Annotated in this window: 16 protein-coding genes; 4 read left to right on the forward strand and 12 right to left on the reverse strand. The window is 60.6% G+C overall.

The window, feature by feature from the left end; all coding sequences use genetic code 11:
- Positions 1–17 precede the first annotated feature (17 nt).
- The 5 genes from AC07SI_RS10415 to AC07SI_RS10435 form a co-directional block, all read right to left on the reverse strand.
- Positions 18–1,247: a nucleoside recognition domain-containing protein gene (locus AC07SI_RS10415; RefSeq protein WP_120447338.1), complete on the reverse strand. Its 1,230-nt coding sequence runs from the start codon at positions 1,245–1,247 to the stop codon at positions 18–20.
- A gap of 95 nt (positions 1,248–1,342) precedes the next feature.
- Positions 1,343–2,674 (reverse strand): glutamate/aspartate:proton symporter GltP, encoded by a 1,332-nt coding sequence (gene gltP / locus AC07SI_RS10420; RefSeq protein ID WP_065902840.1) that lies wholly within the window; start codon positions 2,672–2,674, stop codon positions 1,343–1,345.
- A 727-nt stretch (positions 2,675–3,401) separates the two neighbouring features.
- Positions 3,402–3,866 carry an inhibitor of vertebrate lysozyme family protein gene (locus AC07SI_RS10425; protein WP_282395631.1) on the reverse strand — a complete coding sequence of 155 codons (465 nt, stop codon included), beginning with the start codon at positions 3,864–3,866 and terminating at the stop codon, positions 3,402–3,404.
- Between the two features lie 2 nt (positions 3,867–3,868).
- Positions 3,869–4,033 carry a DUF1328 domain-containing protein gene (locus AC07SI_RS10430; protein WP_003170804.1) on the reverse strand — a complete coding sequence of 55 codons (165 nt, stop codon included), beginning with the start codon at positions 4,031–4,033 and terminating at the stop codon, positions 3,869–3,871.
- Positions 4,034–4,114: 81 nt separating this feature from the next.
- The gene (locus AC07SI_RS10435) at positions 4,115–4,399 is read right to left on the reverse strand and encodes a hypothetical protein (RefSeq protein WP_065902836.1); all 285 of its coding nucleotides are present in this window, start codon (positions 4,397–4,399) and stop codon (positions 4,115–4,117) included.
- Between the two features lie 377 nt (positions 4,400–4,776).
- Between AC07SI_RS10435 and algB the strand changes: the two genes are divergently transcribed.
- Entirely contained in the window at positions 4,777–6,123 is a 1,347-nt protein-coding gene (algB, locus tag AC07SI_RS10440) for a sigma-54-dependent response regulator transcription factor AlgB (protein ID WP_064053131.1), read from the forward strand.
- 7 nt (positions 6,124–6,130) lie between these two features.
- The gene (locus AC07SI_RS10445) at positions 6,131–7,918 is read left to right on the forward strand and encodes a KinB sensor domain-containing domain (RefSeq protein WP_495005690.1); all 1,788 of its coding nucleotides are present in this window, start codon (positions 6,131–6,133) and stop codon (positions 7,916–7,918) included.
- Between the two features lie 131 nt (positions 7,919–8,049).
- Here the strand turns inward: AC07SI_RS10445 and AC07SI_RS10450 are convergent, their stop codons facing one another.
- The 6 genes from AC07SI_RS10450 to AC07SI_RS10475 form a co-directional block, all read right to left on the reverse strand.
- Positions 8,050–8,826, reverse strand: a complete 777-nt coding sequence (locus tag AC07SI_RS10450; protein ID WP_120447335.1) for an N-acetylmuramoyl-L-alanine amidase — start codon at positions 8,824–8,826, stop codon at positions 8,050–8,052.
- Between the two features lie 88 nt (positions 8,827–8,914).
- Positions 8,915–10,948 carry a GGDEF domain-containing protein gene (locus tag AC07SI_RS10455; protein WP_495005691.1) on the reverse strand — a complete coding sequence of 678 codons (2,034 nt, stop codon included), beginning with the start codon at positions 10,946–10,948 and terminating at the stop codon, positions 8,915–8,917.
- Positions 10,945–11,823, reverse strand: coding sequence for an endonuclease/exonuclease/phosphatase family protein (locus AC07SI_RS10460; RefSeq protein ID WP_065902826.1), 879 nt, complete (start codon positions 11,821–11,823; stop codon positions 10,945–10,947). Before AC07SI_RS10460 ends, AC07SI_RS10455 begins: the two co-directional genes overlap by 4 nt.
- A gap of 10 nt (positions 11,824–11,833) precedes the next feature.
- Entirely contained in the window at positions 11,834–12,469 is a 636-nt protein-coding gene (gene dsbA, locus AC07SI_RS10465; protein ID WP_078826720.1) for a thiol:disulfide interchange protein DsbA, read from the reverse strand.
- A 169-nt stretch (positions 12,470–12,638) separates the two neighbouring features.
- Positions 12,639–13,280, reverse strand: coding sequence for a c-type cytochrome (locus AC07SI_RS10470; RefSeq protein WP_065902821.1), 642 nt, complete (start codon positions 13,278–13,280; stop codon positions 12,639–12,641).
- Positions 13,281–13,313: 33 nt separating this feature from the next.
- Complete coding sequence (locus AC07SI_RS10475) at positions 13,314–13,616, reverse strand: c-type cytochrome (protein ID WP_065902820.1); 303 nt, start codon at positions 13,614–13,616, stop codon at positions 13,314–13,316.
- Positions 13,617–13,808: 192 nt separating this feature from the next.
- Here AC07SI_RS10475 and yihA point away from each other — a divergent pair, with 192 nt between their 5' ends.
- Entirely contained in the window at positions 13,809–14,450 is a 642-nt protein-coding gene (gene yihA, locus AC07SI_RS10480) for a ribosome biogenesis GTP-binding protein YihA/YsxC (protein ID WP_010207832.1), read from the forward strand.
- Between the two features lie 269 nt (positions 14,451–14,719).
- Here the strand turns inward: yihA and polA are convergent, their stop codons facing one another.
- Positions 14,720–17,515 (reverse strand): DNA polymerase I, encoded by a 2,796-nt coding sequence (polA, locus tag AC07SI_RS10485; protein ID WP_495005692.1) that lies wholly within the window; start codon positions 17,513–17,515, stop codon positions 14,720–14,722.
- A gap of 74 nt (positions 17,516–17,589) precedes the next feature.
- Between polA and AC07SI_RS10490 the strand changes: the two genes are divergently transcribed.
- Entirely contained in the window at positions 17,590–17,880 is a 291-nt protein-coding gene (locus tag AC07SI_RS10490) for a DUF2782 domain-containing protein (RefSeq protein ID WP_065902818.1), read from the forward strand.
- The last annotated feature ends 33 nt before the right edge of the window (positions 17,881–17,913 follow it).

Below are 17,913 nucleotides of genomic sequence, written 5' to 3' on the forward strand. Positions count from 1 at the left end.
GGCCTGCGATAGCGGTATCAGCCAAAGAACCAGTAGCACACCGCAATCGCCGCCACCACGCCGGCCAACTCCGCCAGCAACGCACACCCCACCGCATGCCGCGCGCGCTGGATGCCGACCGAGCCGAAGTACACCGCCAGCACATAGAAGGTGGTCTCGGTACTGCCCTGAATCGTCGCCGCCACCAACGCCGGGAAGCTGTCCACGCCCTGTGTCTGCATGGTCTCGATCAGCATCGCCCGTGCGGCGCTGCCTGAGAACGGCTTGACCATCGCCGTCGGCAACGCGTCGACAAAGCGTGTGTCCATACCGGTCCAGGCGACCAGATGACGAATGCCTTCCAGGCCGAAATCCAACGCCCCGGAAGCGCGCAGCACGCCCACGGCGCACAGCATCGCCACCAGATACGGCAGCAGGTTCTTGGCGACGTCGAAGCCTTCTTTGGCGCCTTCGACAAACGCCTCGTACACCTTGACCTTGCGCAACGCGCCGATCACCAGGAACAGCATGATCAGGCCGAACAGCGTGAGGTTACCGAGGATCGACGACAACCCCGCCAACGCGGTGGCAGACAATGTCGCCAGCAATGCCATGAAACCGCCCAGCACCAGCGCGCCCGGAATCAGGTACGCCAGCACCACCGGGTCCCACAGCCGCAGCCGCTGCATCACCGCCACCGACAGCAGGCCCACCAGGGTCGACGCGCTGGTCGCCAGCAGGATCGGCAGGAACACCAGCGTCGGGTCCGCGGCGCCTTGCTGGGCGCGGTACATGAAGATCGTCACCGGCAACAGCGTCAGCGAGGACGCGTTGAGCACCAGGAACAGGATCTGCGCGTTGCTCGCGGTGTTGGGGATGGGGTTGAGTTCCTGCAGCGCCTTCATGGCCTTGAGGCCGATGGGCGTCGCAGCGTTGTCCAGGCCCAGGCCATTGGCGGCGAAGTTGAGCGTGATCAGGCCGATGGCAGGGTGACCGGCGGGCACCTCCGGCATCAGGCGACGAAACAGTGGGCCGAGGGCCTTGGCCAGCCAGTCGACGATCCCGGCTTTTTCGGCGATGCGCAGAAAGCCCAGCCACAACGTGAGCGTGCCGAACAGCAGCACCATCACTTCCACCGACAATTTGGCCATGGCGAAAATACTTTCCACCATCGCGGCAAAAATCCCGGCGTTACCGCCGACCAGCCATTGCGCCAGTGCTGACACCATTGCCACGACAAAGAAGCCAAGCCACAGGCCATTGAGCATCAGTTGAATCCCCCGAAAGATGGGGCGAATGATAGCGGGGCTGGCAGAAACGACAAACCCCGGATTTCCCGGGGTTTGTTCAGATCACGCCAGCATCAGCCGCGGCTGGTCTCGCCGGCCGGCAGCGCCTGCTTGCTGCGCCAGTGCGGCAGGGAGTTCCAGTAGCGCTCGCCCTTGGCGTCGTCGTACATGCCTTCCCAACGCGAGATCACCAGCACGGCCAGCGCGTTGCCGATCACGTTGAGCGCGGTGCGCGCCATGTCCATGATGCGGTCGACACCGGCGATGAACGCCAAGCCTTCCAGCGGAATACCCACGCTGCCCAGAGTGGCCAGCAGCACCACGAAGGACACGCCCGGCACGCCGGCGATGCCTTTGGAAGTGACCATCAGGGTCAGCACCAGCATCAGTTGCTGGCCGATCGACAGGTCGATGCCATACAGCTGGGCGATAAAGATCGCCGCGATGCTCTGGTACAGGGTCGAGCCATCCAGGTTGAACGAGTAGCCGGTCGGCACCACGAAGCTGCAGATAGCCTTCGGCGCGCCGTAGGCTTCCATCTTCTCGATCACCCGTGGCAGCACGGTTTCGGAACTGGCGGTGGAGTAGGCCAGCACCAGCTCATCCTTGAAGATGCGCATCAGCTTGAGGATCGAGAAGCCGAACAGGCGTGCGATCAAGCCCAGCACCGCGAAGGCGAAGAACAGGATGGCCACGTAAACCAGGATCACCAGCTTGGCCAGCGGCAGCAGCGAGGCGAAGCCGAAGTTGGCGACAGTCACCGCGATCAGCGCGAATACACCGATAGGGGCGTATTTCATGATCATGTGGGTGACTTTGAACATGCTCTCGGACACGCCCTGGAACATGGTCACCAGCGGCTCGCGCAGCTCCGGCTTGAGGCTCGACAAACCGAGGCCGAACAGCACGGAGAAGAAGATGATCGGCAGCATTTCGCCACGGGCGACGGCGGCGAAGATGTTCGACGGGATCAGGTTGAGGATGGTCTGGATAAACGCATGCTCATGCTGCACTTCGGCAGCGGTGGCGGTGTACTTGGAGATATCGACGGTGCCCAGGGTACTCATGTCGATACCGGCACCGGGGTGGAACAGGTTGGCCAGCAACAGGCCGACCACGATGGCGATGGTGGTGACCACTTCAAAGTAAAGGATGGTTTTGACACCGATACGCCCGAGCTTTTTCGCGTCACCGACCCCGGCAATGCCGACGATCAGCGAAGAAATCACAATCGGGATCACGATCATCTTGATCAGGCGGATAAAGATATCGCCCGCTGGCTGCAACACATTGCTGATCCACCAGGCCTTTTCAGCACTGAAATGGTTGAGCACTGCACCGATTGCAATCCCCAGCACCAAACCGATGAGGATCTGCCAGGCGAGGCTTAGCTTTGCCTTCTTCATGTCATTACCCTTACTTCAAGTGGACTTAAGGCAAATGCGCCAGCTGGAACGCTCGAGAGCGAAAAAGTGTGTGCATCTGCCTCCATGGAAGGTCACCGCAGCGTGGCCGAAATGGCTTACTGGCAGGCGAAAAAAGGCGCAACTATTCCGATGCAAGGGGGCGACGTCTAATGCCGTAAACGCCTACCCTATGCCGAATCGGCATGGCTTTTTTTCATAATAACTGTCTGATCGGTCAGTTCAAATGCGACATTTTGGCAGGTGAACATGCCGTGAACCGGCCAATTCAGGCTCGCTCAGAGATTCAGGACGACTTTAGGTCATTGGCAAAAATGCCTGGAAATTCATAGGCGTCGTGTCAGAAATGTCCTATAGCGAGGGCAAAACTTTCTCGATAGATGGTCGCTCGTACACACCAAGTAATGGTTAAGTGCAGGCAGAAAGGAAATTCTCGGCTATGAGCGGTATGAGGAGGGAAGTCAGCAGCGTAAGCCCGCCGCAAGTTCAGCAAGCTTGAGGACTTGTGAACCTGCGTCGCAGCTTTTCGCCTGACCCGGCCCTTGCGCAGGCACTCCCTGTACCCGTAGGTCACGCCGATCTCGATTGATCAGAGCAACCCGGCCCCCTGGTCATGCCTCACCCGTGGCGAGTGGGGCAGACAGAAAGAAGCGAGGGGCTTCTTTCTATGGACGCTGATCCCGCAGACGACAAGCGCGTCAGACGGAACCTAGTACCAATTCGGATCTTTCTTCAGCTGTTCCATCAGCAGCTTCTGCATGCCTTCATCCGGCTTACCGATAAACCGGTAATCGGCGTGCCGAGTCGGCGACTTGTCCGCCGGCAAGCCGGCAGGGACTTCGACCAACATGGCGTAGGCATCATCCTTGTCGAAGCTGAAGGCAACGATCAGGCGCTTGTTCAGGCATGTGTCTGCGGTTTCACAGAGCGGCCCGACCAAGTACTTGTCGCCATCTTCTTCCACGGCATTCATTTGTTCGGCCGTGCCTGACAGGTTCATCACCCATTCAGGCAGGCGCTCTTCTTTCTTCACCACGCTTTGCCAGGTCTCACGGTATTGCGGGTCCGCGCTGAGCAGTTCGTTGGCCCGGGATTGACCGTCATTGGCGGCCATCGCCAGGCCGCTGCCGCCCAGGAGCAGGGCGGCAGCCATGGCTTTAAAGGAAGTGGTCATGTTCAGCCTCGGCCGCGACGACCAAAGAAGAACGAAGCGATGAACATCACCAGGAAGACGACAAAGAGAATCTTGGCGATACCCGTGGCGGTGCCCGCGATACCACCGAAGCCCAGGACTGCAGCCACAATGGCGATGATCAGAAATGTGATTGCCCAACTCAACATGGTGATTCTCCTTAAGCTTCTTTTAGAGGTAACAACGGTAGTGCGGTACGGACGCTCAAAACGAGCCCCCGACGTTCTTGCCTAGAACACCCAACGCTCTTGGGTTGGCAGCTCGCCCAGGGTTGAATCCTGGTCGGCTACGCGCAATTGCGGGGCTGTCACATCGGCAGTCACGCTACCGACGGATCGAAAATGCGTCTGGGTCATCACCGGACGTTCGAATTGCGGGGTCTGCTGCTGACTCTGCTGCCAATGCTGAAACTGCTGGCCTGCAATCAGCGTGACCATCAAGGCCAGGCTGGCAAACAGACCTTGTTGCAAGCGCAGTGGCGATACACGCAGTTGGTTGAGGCTTTGGCGAGTCATGCTGCATTTCTCCCGCATTCTGATTATTCGTTGGGATAGCTATTGCAGAGCGCATGCCAGCTTTTTTGCAAAATAAAACTCAATAAAATCAACAGGTTAAATATATGCGTTAGGGCAATCGCCTAGCATCCTGCACGATGCCCCCCTGTACGCCGTGCGAAATGCACGATGGTCAGTGGTCGGGTCGAGGGATAGAAAGCAGAGGGAATGTTGCCGAAGGGGCAAGACGGCATGAAAACGCCATCAGGCAGGGCTTTGTAGGACACCGCGCAGATAGCTGCACGATGCTGCCTATTATCGATCAGAATAGACCATGCAACTTGCCCGATTATTCCGGGACTAAACACCATCATTCATAGTTAAGGAGCGCGGGACAGATGGAATCAGCCAAGGAACTTCAAGGCCGCATTCTTTTAGTGGATGACGAATCCGCGATCCTCCGCACCTTCCGTTATTGCCTGGAAGATGAAGGCTACACCGTGGCCACCGCCAACAGCGCCGCCCAAGCCGACACCTTGATGCAGCGCCAGGTATTTGACCTGTGCTTCCTCGACCTGCGCCTGGGCGAAGACAACGGCCTGGATGTCTTGGCCCAAATGCGCATACAAGCACCGTGGATGCGCGTGGTCATCGTGACCGCCCATTCGGCAGTGGATACCGCCGTGGACGCGATCCAGGCGGGTGCGGCCGATTACCTGGTCAAGCCCTGCAGCCCCGACCAATTGCGCCTGGCCACCGCCAAGCAACTGGAAGTGCGCCAACTCTCTGCACGCCTGGAAGCATTGGAAGGCGCAGTGCGCCAGCCCAAAGACGGCCTCGATTCCCACAGCCCCTCGATGATGGTGGTACTGGAAACCGCGCGCCAAGTGGCCGGCACAGATGCCAACATCCTGATTCTCGGCGAGTCGGGTACCGGTAAAGGCGAGCTGGCCCGGGCCATTCACGGCTGGAGCAAGCGGTCGAAGAAGTCCTGCGTGACCATCAACTGCCCTTCGCTGACGGCAGAGTTGATGGAGAGCGAGCTGTTCGGCCATAGCCGGGGTGCGTTTACCGGTGCCAGTGAAAGCACCTTGGGCCGCGTCAACCAGGCAGACGGCGGCACGCTGTTTCTCGACGAGATCGGCGATTTCCCCCTCACCTTGCAACCCAAGTTGCTGCGTTTTATCCAGGACAAGGAATACGAGCGCGTGGGCGACCCGGTCACCCGCCGTGCTGACGTGCGGATCCTGGCGGCTACCAACCTGAACCTGGAAGACATGGTGCGCGACGGCCGCTTCCGTGAAGACTTGCTCTACCGCCTCAATGTGATCACCTTGCACCTGCCGCCGCTGCGCGAGCGCAGCGAGGACATCCTGACCCTGGCCGACCGTTTCCTGGCACGCTTCGTCAAGGAATACGCACGGCCGGCGCGCGGTTTCAGCGATGAAGCGCGTGAGGCGCTGTTGAACTATCGCTGGCCAGGCAATATCCGTGAGCTGCGCAACGTGGTCGAGCGCGCCAGCATTATCTGCCCACAGGAAAAAGTCGAAATCAGCCACCTCGGCATGGCCGAGCAGCCGACCAACAATGCGCCGCGTATCGGCGCGGCACTGAGCCTGGACGAGCTGGAGAAGGCCCACATCGGCGCCGTCCTCGCCACCAGCGACACCCTGGACCAGGCCGCGCGCACCCTGGGTATCGACGCCTCGACCCTGTACCGCAAACGCAAACAGTACAACCTGTGAGCACTCTATGAAGCTAGCGATGAAACTGCGCACTCGTTTGTTCCTGAGTATTTCTGCGCTGATTACCGTCGCCCTGCTGGGTTTGATCCTGGGTCTGGTGAGCGTCATGCAAATGGCCAAGACCCAGGAGTCGTTGATTCGCAGCAATTTCATCACCCTGGACCTGGGCCTCAAGCTGCGCCAGAGCCTGGGCGACCAGTTGATCATGATGCTCGAAGAGCCGCCGGACCCGGAGGCCCTGCAAGCCTCCAAACAGCGCTATTTCGACTTGCTGGACCAAGGTATCGCCCATGAACAGCGCGACGGCCACGGGACCGGATTCAGCCAGGCGCGAGGCCAGTACCAGGCATTGCTGGAGGCATTTGACCAATCCCAGCAAGCAGAACCACCGCCGGGTACCAAGGAAAAGCTCACCGAAACCTTCAATGTGCTGCGCAACGGGCTGATCAACGAGCACAAGCAAGCGCTGGAAAACATCAGCAACAGCGAGCACAAGTCCCGCGAGCGGGCGCTATTGATCGCAGGTCTACTGGGGCTGGTGGGGCTTGCGGTATTGATCATCGGATTTGTGACCGCGCATGGCATTGCCCGGCGATTTGGCGGGCCGATCGAAGCGCTGGCCAAGGCGGCGGACAAGATCGGGCAGGGCGATTTCGAAGTGACGCTGCCGATCTCATCGGCGGCAGAGATGAACCAGCTGACCCGTCGCTTCGGCATCATGGCCGAAGCCCTGCGCCAGCATCAGGCAACCAACGTCGATGAACTGCTGGCCGGCCAGCAACGCCTGCAAGCCGTGCTCGACAGCATCGACGATGGCCTGCTGATGATCGATCGCCAGGGCCGCCTGGAGCACCTCAACCCCGTCGCCCAGCGCCAATTGGGCTGGGATGAAGAACGCCTCGGCCAAGGCCTGGGTGAAGCACTGGTGCGCCCGGAACTGGATGAACAACTGCAATTGGTGCTGCGCGGCGGCAACCTGGAGCGCGCTCCGGACGACCTGGAAGTGGAAGTCGAAGGCGAGCTGCGCCTGCTGACCTATAGCCTGACGCCCGTCAGCCATACTCAGGGGCATATCCTCGGTGCCGTGATGGTGTTGCATGACGTCACCGAACAACGCGCCTTCGAACGCGTGCGCAGCGAGTTCGTGCTGCGCGCCTCCCATGAGCTGCGCACGCCGGTGACCGGCATGCACATGGCGTTCGGCCTGTTCCGCGAGCGCGCGAAATTTCCGGCGGATTCGCGCGAAGCGGACCTGCTGGATACGGTCAATGAAGAAATGCAGCGCCTGATGCAGCTGATCAACGACTTGCTCAACTTTTCGCGCTACCAGAACGGCCTGCAAAAACTCACACTGGGCGCGTGCGATGTCACCGACTTGCTTGAACATGCGCGTGCGCGCTTCGTCGAACCGGCCAACGCGCAACGCATCGAACTGCTGGTAGAAGCCCAGTCCGACCTGCCGCGCTTGTATGCCGACCAGGCACAACTGGAGCGCGTACTCGACAACCTGCTCGGCAACGCCCTGCGCCACACCGCCGAAGGCGGGCAGATCCGCCTGCAGGCACGTCGCCACGGTGAGCGGATAATAATCAGTGTCGAGGACAACGGCGAAGGCATCGCCTACGGGCAGCAAGGGCGGATCTTCGAACCGTTCGTACAGGTGGGCCGCAAGAAAGGCGGCGCCGGCCTGGGGTTGGCGCTGTGCAAAGAAATCGTGCAACTGCACGGTGGCCGCATGGGCGTGTACTCGCGGCCAGGGCAGGGCACACAGTTCTACATGGCGTTGCCGCTGTAACCTGTCCGGTCACGGCAAAAAAGTGGGAGCGGGCTTGCCCGCGAAGGCGGTGGATCAGTCCATGCATTTAATGACTGACACACTGCCTTCGCGAACAAGCCCGCTCCCACATTTTTGAATCGGTTAACACCTTAACTGCGGTTCAAGGCCCGCAGGATCGCAGCACTTTCGGCGTCCGGTGTGCCATCAAACAGCGATGGCCTGAAGTGCATCTGGAATGCCGCGATCACATGCCGCGTGGCGACATCCAGCTCGCCGGTCTGCGGTGTCTGGTAGCCCAGGCGCGCCAGCTCTTCCTGGAACCACGTGATACTCGGTAGATCCGCGGCGTACTGCACCTGGAATCGGGCAACAGCCTGCGCGTCCGGCCAGACCCCCAACCCTTCAGCGGCGAGTCGCTTCCACGGGAACAGCGGACCCGGATCCAGCTTGCGCAGCGGCGCGATGTCGCTGTGGCCAATGATGTTCTTGGGATCGATGCCATTGCGCTTGCTGATGTCCTTGAGCAACACCACCAGCGATTTCACCTGGGCTTCGGAGTAGGGGTACCACAGGCGACCGGTCGGTGTGTCCTTGTAGCCGGGGTTCACTATTTCAATACCGATTGAACTGGAATTGAGCCAGGTCCGGCCCATCCACTCGCTTTCCCCGGCATGCCAGGCGCGCTGGCTCTCGTCGACCAGCTTGTAGATGGTGGCAGAGGCGTCATCGCCGATCAGGTAATGGCTGCTGACCTGGCCGTGGGTGAGCAGTGCCAGGGAGCGTTCAAGGTTGGTCGAGGTGTAGTGGACAACCACGAACTGCACGCGGTTATCGTGGTTCACCGAGGGGTGAGTGGTGTCCAGGCGCGGGCCACTGGCGCAGCCCGCGAGTAAAAGGAACAAAAAGGCGAAGTACAGGGATTTCATGGCAGAAGGCATTACGCTGAAGACGATAATGCAACAGTGTAACGTACCGTTTGTGGCTCGGCGGTCAAATTACAAAATGGAACATCTTTTACGCCGCCTGCACCTGGTTGCGTCCCGCAGCCTTGGCCCGGTACAACGCCGCATCCGCACGCTTGAGGGCCAGGTCACTGCGCTCGCCCGCCTGGAACTGCGCGACGCCCATGGACACGGTGATCGTTACCGGCTCGCCCTTGAAGTGAAACGGGCACGCCTCAATCGCTGCGCGCAACGCATCACCTGCCGCCACGGCCTCTGCCAATGAGGAGTCCGGCATCAGCAACACAAACTCTTCTCCGCCAAAGCGTGCGATAAAATCGTTCGGCCGCAGGCGCTTGCGCAGCACGTTGGCGATGATCTTCAGCACCTTGTCGCCGGCCAGATGGCCGTAGCCATCGTTGATGCGCTTGAAGTGATCCAGGTCGAGCATCGCCAACGACAGGTTGTTGCCGCGCTGGTGCCAGAGGTTGACCTCCAGATCGAGGCGCTCGCTCCAGGCTGCGCGATTAGGCAGGCCGGTGAGTGGATCGATCAAGGCCTTCTGGCGTTGCACCTCCAGGTGTTCGCGATAGCCCTGGGCCTCCTGCTCCATATTGGCGACCCGCTCGGCCAGCCCTTTCAAGCGCGCGGCCACTTCCTGCTCGCGCTGGTCGCGTTGCTGCTGGTGCTCGTCCATGGTGCCGAGCAAGCCTTCGAGGTGGCTTTCCAGCACGTGCTTGAGGCTGTCGAGGTCGGCGGCGTCCTGCACACTGCTTTGCAAGCCGTCGACCTGTTCGCGAATCTGCGTGTCCAGCTCGCGGGCAGCGGATCGGCTGTCCGCATGCCCGTCGCTGGCGACCTGCAAATGCCCCTGGAAGGCTTCGAGACGCTCGTTGAGCTGCTTGAGGTACGCCTCGAACTCATGCTGGCCGCTGTCGGTGATCGCCAGCATCAGCACGGCCAGATCATCGAGAATCGGTAGCAGTTCGTACCAGTTCAGGCCGTGGGCCAGGCGCTCACGCATGGCTTCGGCCTGGGGCCTGTGGCGCTCGGGCAAGGACAGGTCTTCGAGCAGGCCGAGCAGCGTGTCTTCAATATGTTTGGCGACAGAGCTGTAGGACGGCTCCGGCGAGTCCGGCAGGGAATAGGTGGCATCCGCTCGCAACTCGTCGGGATCGGGCTCGTCGGGCTCCAGCACAGGCGGCAGCGACAGACTGCCGATAGTGGTTTCGTCCGGCGCCTCGACCTCATCCGATGGCACGTCGATAAAAGCCGCGAGGGCGCTTTCGGGAGCGGGTTCTTCGCTCTGCGACTCGGGCACCCTGGATACTGCGGGCACGTCAACGGGCGCCACCGCAGGCGGGGCCTCGAAGGCCAACGTCTCACTGGGCGCCTCGACAACGCTGGCCGGCGCGACGGGTTCAGGGGGCGGGGCAACCGCCTCTTGCGGCTGTGGCGCAAAGGCCCGCAAGGCCTGGGTGAGTTCCTCGGATTGCTCGGGCTCCTGAGCCACGGCAACCGGCTTGGCTGCGACAGGCGGCGGGGCCGGCTCGCTGGCCACCGCTTCGTTCGCCGTCTCCTTGGCGCCGAACAGGCGCTGCAACAACCCGGGACCTGGGCGCGTGGTCTCGCCGTCCGGTTCCAGATTATCCAGCGCCTGCCCTTGCAAGTTGCTCAGCTCGCTGAGCAGCAAGGGGATCTCACGGGCCTGGCTGACACGCCCGTCCAACTGCTTGGCGAAGGTCTTCAGCGGGCGTGCGACCTCACGCGGCAGTGGCAGCTTTTGCAACTGCGCGACCAGGGAGGTCAGCGCAGTGCTCATCTGGTCCACCCGGGTTTCGCGGCGCTGCTCGGAATCCAGCACGGCTTTTTCCAGGCGCGGCAGCAAGGCCGCGAGGGCCGCGTCCATATCATCGCTACGGACAACGTCGCGCATTTCCTTCATGCATTGATCGACCGCACGGTCGGTACCTTCAGCGGCCAGCGTGCTGCGCACCAATCCACGGCGCAACAGGTCGAGGCGCGCAGCCCAGCGGCGTTCGAGCTTTTCTTGTTGCTCGATACTCTTCAGGTATTTTTCTTTCCAGCGCTGGGCGTCGTCGCTCATGCAAGGGGTCCGCGAGGGCCGGGGCTCAACGCGGGCAATGCATCAGCCGTGAGCGAACCCGGCAGACGAATCTCTACCGCGACCGGCAGGTGATCGGAGATGGGCTGCGCCAGCACCTTCACGCTTTCCAGCGTGAGGGTCGGGCTGAGCAGGATATGGTCAAGACAGCGTTGCGGGCGCCAGCTGGGGAACGTGGCTTCGGCTTGCGGTGCCAGTAGCCCAAGGTCGCGCAACGGAGAATTCTGCAGCAGGTCGTTGGCATGGGTGTTCATGTCACCCATCAACACCTGGTGTTTGTAATTGCCAATCAACTCGCGGATGTAGGCCAGCTGCATCGTGCGGGTGCGTGCACCCAACGCCAGGTGCATCATCACCACCACCAAGGCCTCAGGTCCTTCGCCAAAACGCACGAGAATCGCCCCGCGCCCCTTGGGGCCCGGCAGCGGATGATCTTCGATGGCGGATGGTTTCAAGCGACTGAGCACGCCATTGCTGTGCTGCGCCAGGCGCCCCAGGTTGCGGTTGAGTTGCTGATACCAGTAGGGGAAGGCACCGAGCTGGGCCAGGTGCTCGACCTGGTTGATGTAGCCGGAGCGCATGCTGCCACCGTCGGCTTCCTGCAGGGCAACCAGGTCGAAGTCATGCAACAGGTTGCCGATCTTCTGCAGGTTGCCGGCACGCCCATTGTGCGGCAGCAGGTGCTGCCAGCCACGGGTCAGGTAGTGCCGGTATTTCTCGGTACTGATCCCCACCTGGATATTGAAGCTGAGCAGGCGCAAGCGGCTGTCTGCCGGCAGGCCTGTGGATTCCAGGTGATGTTCGTTGACCTGCGGGTCATGCAGGCCAACAACGCGTTCGGTACCCCAGCGGCGCATGGCGGGCCCCTTACTTGGCTGCGCGCTCTTTGGCGATCAGCTGGTCGGCAACGTTGAGGGTCTGTTCAGGACCACCGGTAGTGCCCAGGTCGAAGCGGTATTTGCCGTTGACGATCATGGTCGGTACGCCTTGCACACCATACTTCTGCGCGAGTTCCTTGGCCTGCTTGATCTGGCCCTGGATGGCGAAGGAGTTGAAGGTGGCGAGGAACTTGTCCTTGTCGACACCCTGGGTGGCAACGAAGTCAGCCATTTCGTCCGGCTTGGTCAGGCGCTTGCCTTGTTTCTGGATCGCGTCGAATACCGCGTTATGCACCTTGTGCTCGACACCCATGGCTTCCAGGGTCAGGAACAGTTGGCCGTGGGCATCCCATGGGCCGCCGAACATGGCGGGGATACGCTTGAAGTTCACGTCCTTAGGCAGCTTCTCAACCCATGGATTGATGGTCGGTTCAAACGCGTAGCAATGCGGGCAGCCGTACCAGAACAGCTCCACCACTTCGATCTTGCCGGGTACCGATACGGGTACAGGGTTGGCCAATTCAACGTAGGTTTTACCGGCTTCAAGCGGCACGTCGGCAGCTTGTGCGGTCATGCCGAAGAGGCTGGCAGTGACGAGAGCGGCGCTGAGGATCAGATTACGCATGCTTTACTCCTGGACAAATAAAGTCGCCTCACGCGACCTTTGTTGTGACAGGTCTACGCGGGCATGAGTTCGTTAGTGTAACGGCACCGGCCACAAAAAAGGGCGGCCTGGGCCACCCTTTTTATGCTTGCATCACGGGATTAATCGAGTGTTAACGTTGCCAGGCTGATCAGTGCAGACCCTGAATGTAGCTGGACAGCGCTTCGATATCTTTGTCCGAGAGCTTGGCCGCGATGTCGGTCATCATTTTGTTGCCGGCATCGCCGTCGATGTAGCGCACTTTTTCGCGGAAATCCTTCAGCTGCTTGGCCGTGTATTGAGCATGCTGGCCACTCAGGTGAGGAAAGCCTGCAGCGGCGAGGCCGCCGCCGTCCGGAATGTGGCACGCCTTGCAGGCGGGCATGCCGCCGATAGGCTGGTCTTCAGCGAGCTTGCCGCCGCGAAACAATGCTTGGCCTTTTTCGACCAGTTTCGGATCGGCAGCTCCCACACTGCCTTTCTGGCTGGCAAAATACGCCGCGATGTCTGCCAGGTCCTGGTCGCTGAGGTTGGTCAGCAAGCCGGTCATTTCCAGTACCGTGCGCTTGCCATCCTTGATGTCGTGCATCTGCTTGGTCAGGTAACGTTCGCCCTGGCCGGCCAGTTTGGGGAAGTTCGGAGCCGGGCTGTTACCGTCCGGTCCATGGCAGGCACCACACACGGCAGCTTTCGCTTGGCCGGCAGTGGCATCACCTTTAAGGGGGCCCTCTGCAGCAAAGGCAACACCGGTGACGCCCAAGGTCAACAGCAGACTCACGATCAGTTTGTTCATCAGCTAATCCAACTACGGCTAAGGGTTTAAGAGTTATCTACCGGGTTTACTCACCATCAACTCAATGACGGCCTGGTAATCCTCAGTACTGCAGTCCATGCACAAACCACGCGGCGGCATTGCCTTGAAACCCTGGTCTACGTGCTGCACCAGCGTGTCCATGCCCTGCGCCAGTCTTGGCGCCCAGGCTGCCTGGTCACCCCGCTTGGGGGCGTTCGGCAGCTGGCCGGCATGGCAAGCCACGCAAACTCGGTTGTACACCGCTTCCGGATCCTGTGTAGCCTGAGCGCCGAAAAGCGGAATCAGGACACCGAAAGCGAGCAACCATCTGGTCATACATCGACCTTTTCAGGGTTTGAGAGCGTTTTGCGTTCTAATGCGCAATGAAGGTCTTTCGCTCCCGTGAACTTCATCCTTCGCTGGGACAAAGCACACACAAAATCTGCGGCATTATATACTGGCGCTACTGAAACGGAAACGACACCGCTTGCCGCACCCTTTCTCGGCACCGCCCACATCGGAAATCTCATGCAACTCAAGAACCCCATCCTCGGCCTGTGCCAACAGTCCACCTTCATGCTCAGCGCCGCCAAAGTTGACCAATGCCCCGATGACGAAGGTTTTGAAGTCGCCTTTGCCGGTCGTTCCAACGCCGGCAAATCCAGCGCCCTGAACACCCTGACCCATGCCAGCCTGGCGCGCACCTCGAAAACCCCGGGCCGCACGCAGCTGCTCAATTTCTTCAAGCTAGACGATGATCGGCGTCTGGTCGACCTGCCGGGTTACGGTTACGCAAAAGTACCTATCCCGCTGAAGCTGCACTGGCAGCGTCACCTGGAGGCTTACCTGGGTGGCCGGGAGAGTTTGAAAGGCCTGATCCTGATGATGGACATCCGTCATCCAATGACCGACTTCGACTTGCTGATGCTCGATTGGGCCGTCGCCAGCGGCATGCCGATGCATATCCTGCTGACCAAGGCCGACAAGCTCACCTATGGCGCAGCCAAGAACACGCTGCTCAAGGTGCAGTCCGAAATCCGTAAGGGTTGGGGCGATGCGATCACCATCCAGCTGTTCTCGGCGCCCAAGCGCATGGGCCTCGAAGAGGCTTACACCGTGCTGGCGGGCTGGATGGAATTGGCTGACAAGGGCGCAGAACTCGCGGAATAACTTTTCTGCGGGCAAAAAAAACCCCGGACTTCGTATGGGGAGGGGAAGTTCGGGGTTCAAGTTCCGGACCGCTAGGGCGGGGTCCAGATATCTGCCAACACTTAACACAACATAGGAGCATTGAAGGGCTTCACCACCCATTCAGTAACTCTGAGTTGCATTTCATGGGTTAAGTTCCGGCACGTTCAAAAAACTATTGGTAATAACCCACGGCGTTTTCTGGACTAAAGCACTCTGCCACCACCTAGGGTGGCGGCAAAGGCCCGGAATCAGTGGGCCTCGTCCCAGTTGTCGCCCACGCCTACGTCCACGACCAACGGCACATCCAATTGCGCCGCCGCGCTCATGTACTCGCGGATCTTCTCGCTGACGGCTGCTACCAGGTCCTCACGCACCTCCAGAACCAATTCATCGTGCACCTGCAGGATGACCTTGGCATCCAGGCCCGATTCGGTCAGCCAGTTATCCACCAGTACCATGGCCTTCTTGATGATGTCTGCCGCCGTGCCCTGCATCGGCGCGTTGATCGCCGTGCGTTCGGCGGCCGCGCGCTCCTGGGGCTTGTTGGAATTGATATCCGGCAGGTACAGCCGGCGACCGAAGAAGGTTTCCACGTAGCCCTGGTCGGCAGCCTGGGCACGCGTGCGCTCCATGTACTCGCGCACGCCCGGATAGCGGGCAAAGTACACATCGATATAGGCCTTGGCGGTCTTGGTGTCGACACCGATGTCCTTGCCGAGCTTCTGCGCGCCCATGCCGTAGATCAGGCCGAAGTTGATCGCCTTGGCACTGCGACGCTGGTTGGACGTGACCTGTGCCAATTCAACCTTGAACACTTCAGCCGCCGTCGCAGTGTGCACGTCCAGGTCGTTGCGGAACGCATTCATCAGCCCCTCGTCCTTGGACAGGTGCGCCATGATCCGCAGCTCGATCTGCGAATAGTCCGCCGCCAGCAGTTTGTAGCCCTTGGGCGCGACAAACGCCTGGCGGATCCGCCGTCCTTCGGCGGTGCGCACGGGGATGTTCTGCAGGTTCGGGTCGCTGGACGACAAGCGCCCGGTTGCGGCCACGGCCTGATGATAAGACGTGTGAATGCGCCCGGTACGCGGGTTGATCTGCTCTGGCAGACGATCGGTGTAGGTGCTTTTCAGCTTGCTCATGCTGCGGTACTGCATCAGGACCTTGGGCAACAGGAAGTCATCTTCGGCCAACTTGGCCAACACTTCTTCAGCCGTGGACGCCTGGCCCTTGCCGGTCTTCTTCAGCACCGGCAGGCCGAGTTTCTCGTAGAGAATCGCGCCGAGCTGCTTGGGCGACCCCAGGTTGAACGCCTCACCGGCAATCTCGAACGCCTGGCGTTCCAGCTCGACCATCTTGTCGCCCAGCTCAATGCTCTGGATGCCCAGCAGATCCTTGTCCACCAGCGCGCCCTGGCGCTCGATACGCGCCAGCACCGGCACCAACGGGATTTCGATATCCGTCAGCACACTGGCCAGGCTCGGGATGGCCGCCAATTGCGCGTGCAGGGCCTGATGCAAGCGCAGCGTCACGTCGGCGTCTTCGGCGGCATAAGGGCCCGCCTGCTCCAGCGGGATCTGGTCGAAGGTCAACTGCTTGGCGCCCTTGCCGGCGATGTCCTGGAAGCTGACGGTGTCGTAGTCCAGGTACTTCTTCGCCAGGCTGTCCATGTCGTGCCGGGTCGCGGTGGAGTTCAGCACGTAGGACTCAAGCATGGTGTCGAAGGCAATACCCCGCACGGTAATGCCCTGGGCGGGGTCGCCGCTGATGGCGCAGTTGGCCAGGATGTTCATGTCGAACTTGGCGTGCTGGCCGACCTTGAGCTTGGTCGGGTCCTCCAAGAGTGGCTTCAACGCCAGCAACACGGTGTCGCGGTCCAGTTGCTGTGGCGCACCGATGTAGGAATGCGTCAGCGGGATGTAGGCAGCTTCGTGAGGCTCTACAGCGAAGGACACCCCGACCAGCTGCGCTTGCTGGGCATCGATCCCGGTGGTCTCGGTGTCGAACGCGAACAATTTTGCAGCATTGAGCTTCTTCAACCAGGTGTCGAAGGTCGCCTGGTCGAGGATCGTGGTGTAGTTCGTTTCTACGGGCGCCGCAGGCATCGCTTCGAGAAGATCAACGGCGGCAGGCACCACGTCGGCGGAAGCCTTGAGTTCGACGCGCTTGGCATCGCGCTGAATCTCGTCGATCCAGCTCTTGAACTCCAGCAGGGTGTACAGCTCCAGCAGTTTTTCGCGATCCGGCTCGATCAGGTGCAAATCATCCAGGCCCACGTCCAGCGGCACATCGACCTTGATCGTTGCCAGTTGATAGGACAGGAACGCCATCTCGCGGTGCTCCTCGAGCTTGGCCGGCAACGTCTTGGCGCCACGGATCGGCAGGGTCGGCACGATATCCAGCTGCTCATACAGCTCTTTGAGGCCGCCATTCACGCCGACCAACAGGCCGGAAGCGGTCTTCGGACCAATGCCCGGGACGCCCGGAATGTTGTCGGACGAATCGCCCATCAACGCCAGATAGTCGATGATCTGCTCCGGAGCGACGCCGAATTTCTCCTTTACGCCCTCGATGTCCATCGAACTACCGGTCATGGTGTTGACCAAGGTAATGTGCCCGTCCACCAGCTGGGCCATGTCCTTGTCACCGGTAGAAATCACCACCGGGCGGCTGGCGGCCGCGCTGCTGCGGGCCAACGTGCCGATCACGTCATCGGCCTCGACGCCTTCGACGCACAGCAACGGGAAGCCCAGCGCGATCACGCTCTGGTGCAGAGGCTCGATTTGCAGGCGCATGTCATCGGGCATGCTCGGGCGGTTGGCCTTGTATTCGGCGTACATCTCATCGCGAAAGGTCCCACCCTTGGCGTCGAACACCACCGCGAACGGGCTGTCCGGGTACTGCTTGCGCAGGCTTTTGAGCATGTTCAACACGCCCTTGACCGCACCGGTCGGCAGGCCTTTGGAGGTGGTCAGCGGTGGCAGGGCGTGGAAGGCGCGGTACAGATAAGAAGAACCGTCCACCAGGACGAGGGGGGCTTGGCTCATGAGCAGGATCAACCTTTTCGGCGGGTCAGGCGCTAGAATAGCCGGACCAATGACGACAAAGGGACAAGGTTATCATGCGTACATTCAATCGCCTGCTGTTGACTGGCTTGATTGCACTCGCTCCGATGGCTGCCATGGCGGCAGACAGCGCCCCTTCCGGGGATCCGGACGTTACCATTCGCACGGAAGGCGACCGGACTATCCAGGAGTACCGCCAAAACGGTTTCCTGTACGCAATCAAGGTGACCGTAAAGGGTGCGCCACCGTACTTCCTGGTACGCGCGGACGGAACCGACGCGAACTTCATCCGCTCTGACCAGCCGGATATGCTGATCCCGTCATGGAAGATCTTCGAATGGAAATGATTTCTTAACTTAAATTGGCGCCGCGCACTGCGG

The sequence above is a fragment of the Pseudomonas sp. GW821-FHT05D12 genome (assembly GCF_059419825.1).

Bases quoted from the DNA above. Each gene is read 5' to 3' on its own strand.
- AC07SI_RS10450 (WP_120447335.1), bottom strand. From the start codon at position 8,826: ATGAAATCCCTGTACTTCGCCTTTTTGTTCCTTTTACTCGCGGGCTGC.
- AC07SI_RS10425 (WP_282395631.1), bottom strand. From the start codon at position 3,866: ATGACCACTTCCTTTAAAGCCATGGCTGCCGCCCTGCTCCTGGGCGGC.
- AC07SI_RS10470 (WP_065902821.1), bottom strand. From the start codon at position 13,280: ATGAACAAACTGATCGTGAGTCTGCTGTTGACCTTGGGCGTCACCGGT.
- polA (WP_495005692.1), bottom strand. From the start codon at position 17,515: ATGAGCCAAGCCCCCCTCGTCCTGGTGGACGGTTCTTCTTATCTGTAC.
- AC07SI_RS10490 (WP_065902818.1), top strand. From the start codon at position 17,590: ATGCGTACATTCAATCGCCTGCTGTTGACTGGCTTGATTGCACTCGCT.
- AC07SI_RS10445 (WP_495005690.1), top strand. From the start codon at position 6,131: ATGAAGCTAGCGATGAAACTGCGCACTCGTTTGTTCCTGAGTATTTCT.
- AC07SI_RS10430 (WP_003170804.1), bottom strand. From the start codon at position 4,033: ATGTTGAGTTGGGCAATCACATTTCTGATCATCGCCATTGTGGCTGCA.
- AC07SI_RS10435 (WP_065902836.1), bottom strand. From the start codon at position 4,399: ATGACTCGCCAAAGCCTCAACCAACTGCGTGTATCGCCACTGCGCTTG.
- algB (WP_064053131.1), top strand. From the start codon at position 4,777: ATGGAATCAGCCAAGGAACTTCAAGGCCGCATTCTTTTAGTGGATGAC.
- AC07SI_RS10460 (WP_065902826.1), bottom strand. From the start codon at position 11,823: ATGCGCCGCTGGGGTACCGAACGCGTTGTTGGCCTGCATGACCCGCAG.
- AC07SI_RS10455 (WP_495005691.1), bottom strand. From the start codon at position 10,948: ATGAGCGACGACGCCCAGCGCTGGAAAGAAAAATACCTGAAGAGTATC.
- AC07SI_RS10415 (WP_120447338.1), bottom strand. From the start codon at position 1,247: ATGCTCAATGGCCTGTGGCTTGGCTTCTTTGTCGTGGCAATGGTGTCA.
- dsbA (WP_078826720.1), bottom strand. From the start codon at position 12,469: ATGCGTAATCTGATCCTCAGCGCCGCTCTCGTCACTGCCAGCCTCTTC.
- gltP (WP_065902840.1), bottom strand. From the start codon at position 2,674: ATGAAGAAGGCAAAGCTAAGCCTCGCCTGGCAGATCCTCATCGGTTTG.
- AC07SI_RS10475 (WP_065902820.1), bottom strand. From the start codon at position 13,616: ATGACCAGATGGTTGCTCGCTTTCGGTGTCCTGATTCCGCTTTTCGGC.
- yihA (WP_010207832.1), top strand. From the start codon at position 13,809: ATGCAACTCAAGAACCCCATCCTCGGCCTGTGCCAACAGTCCACCTTC.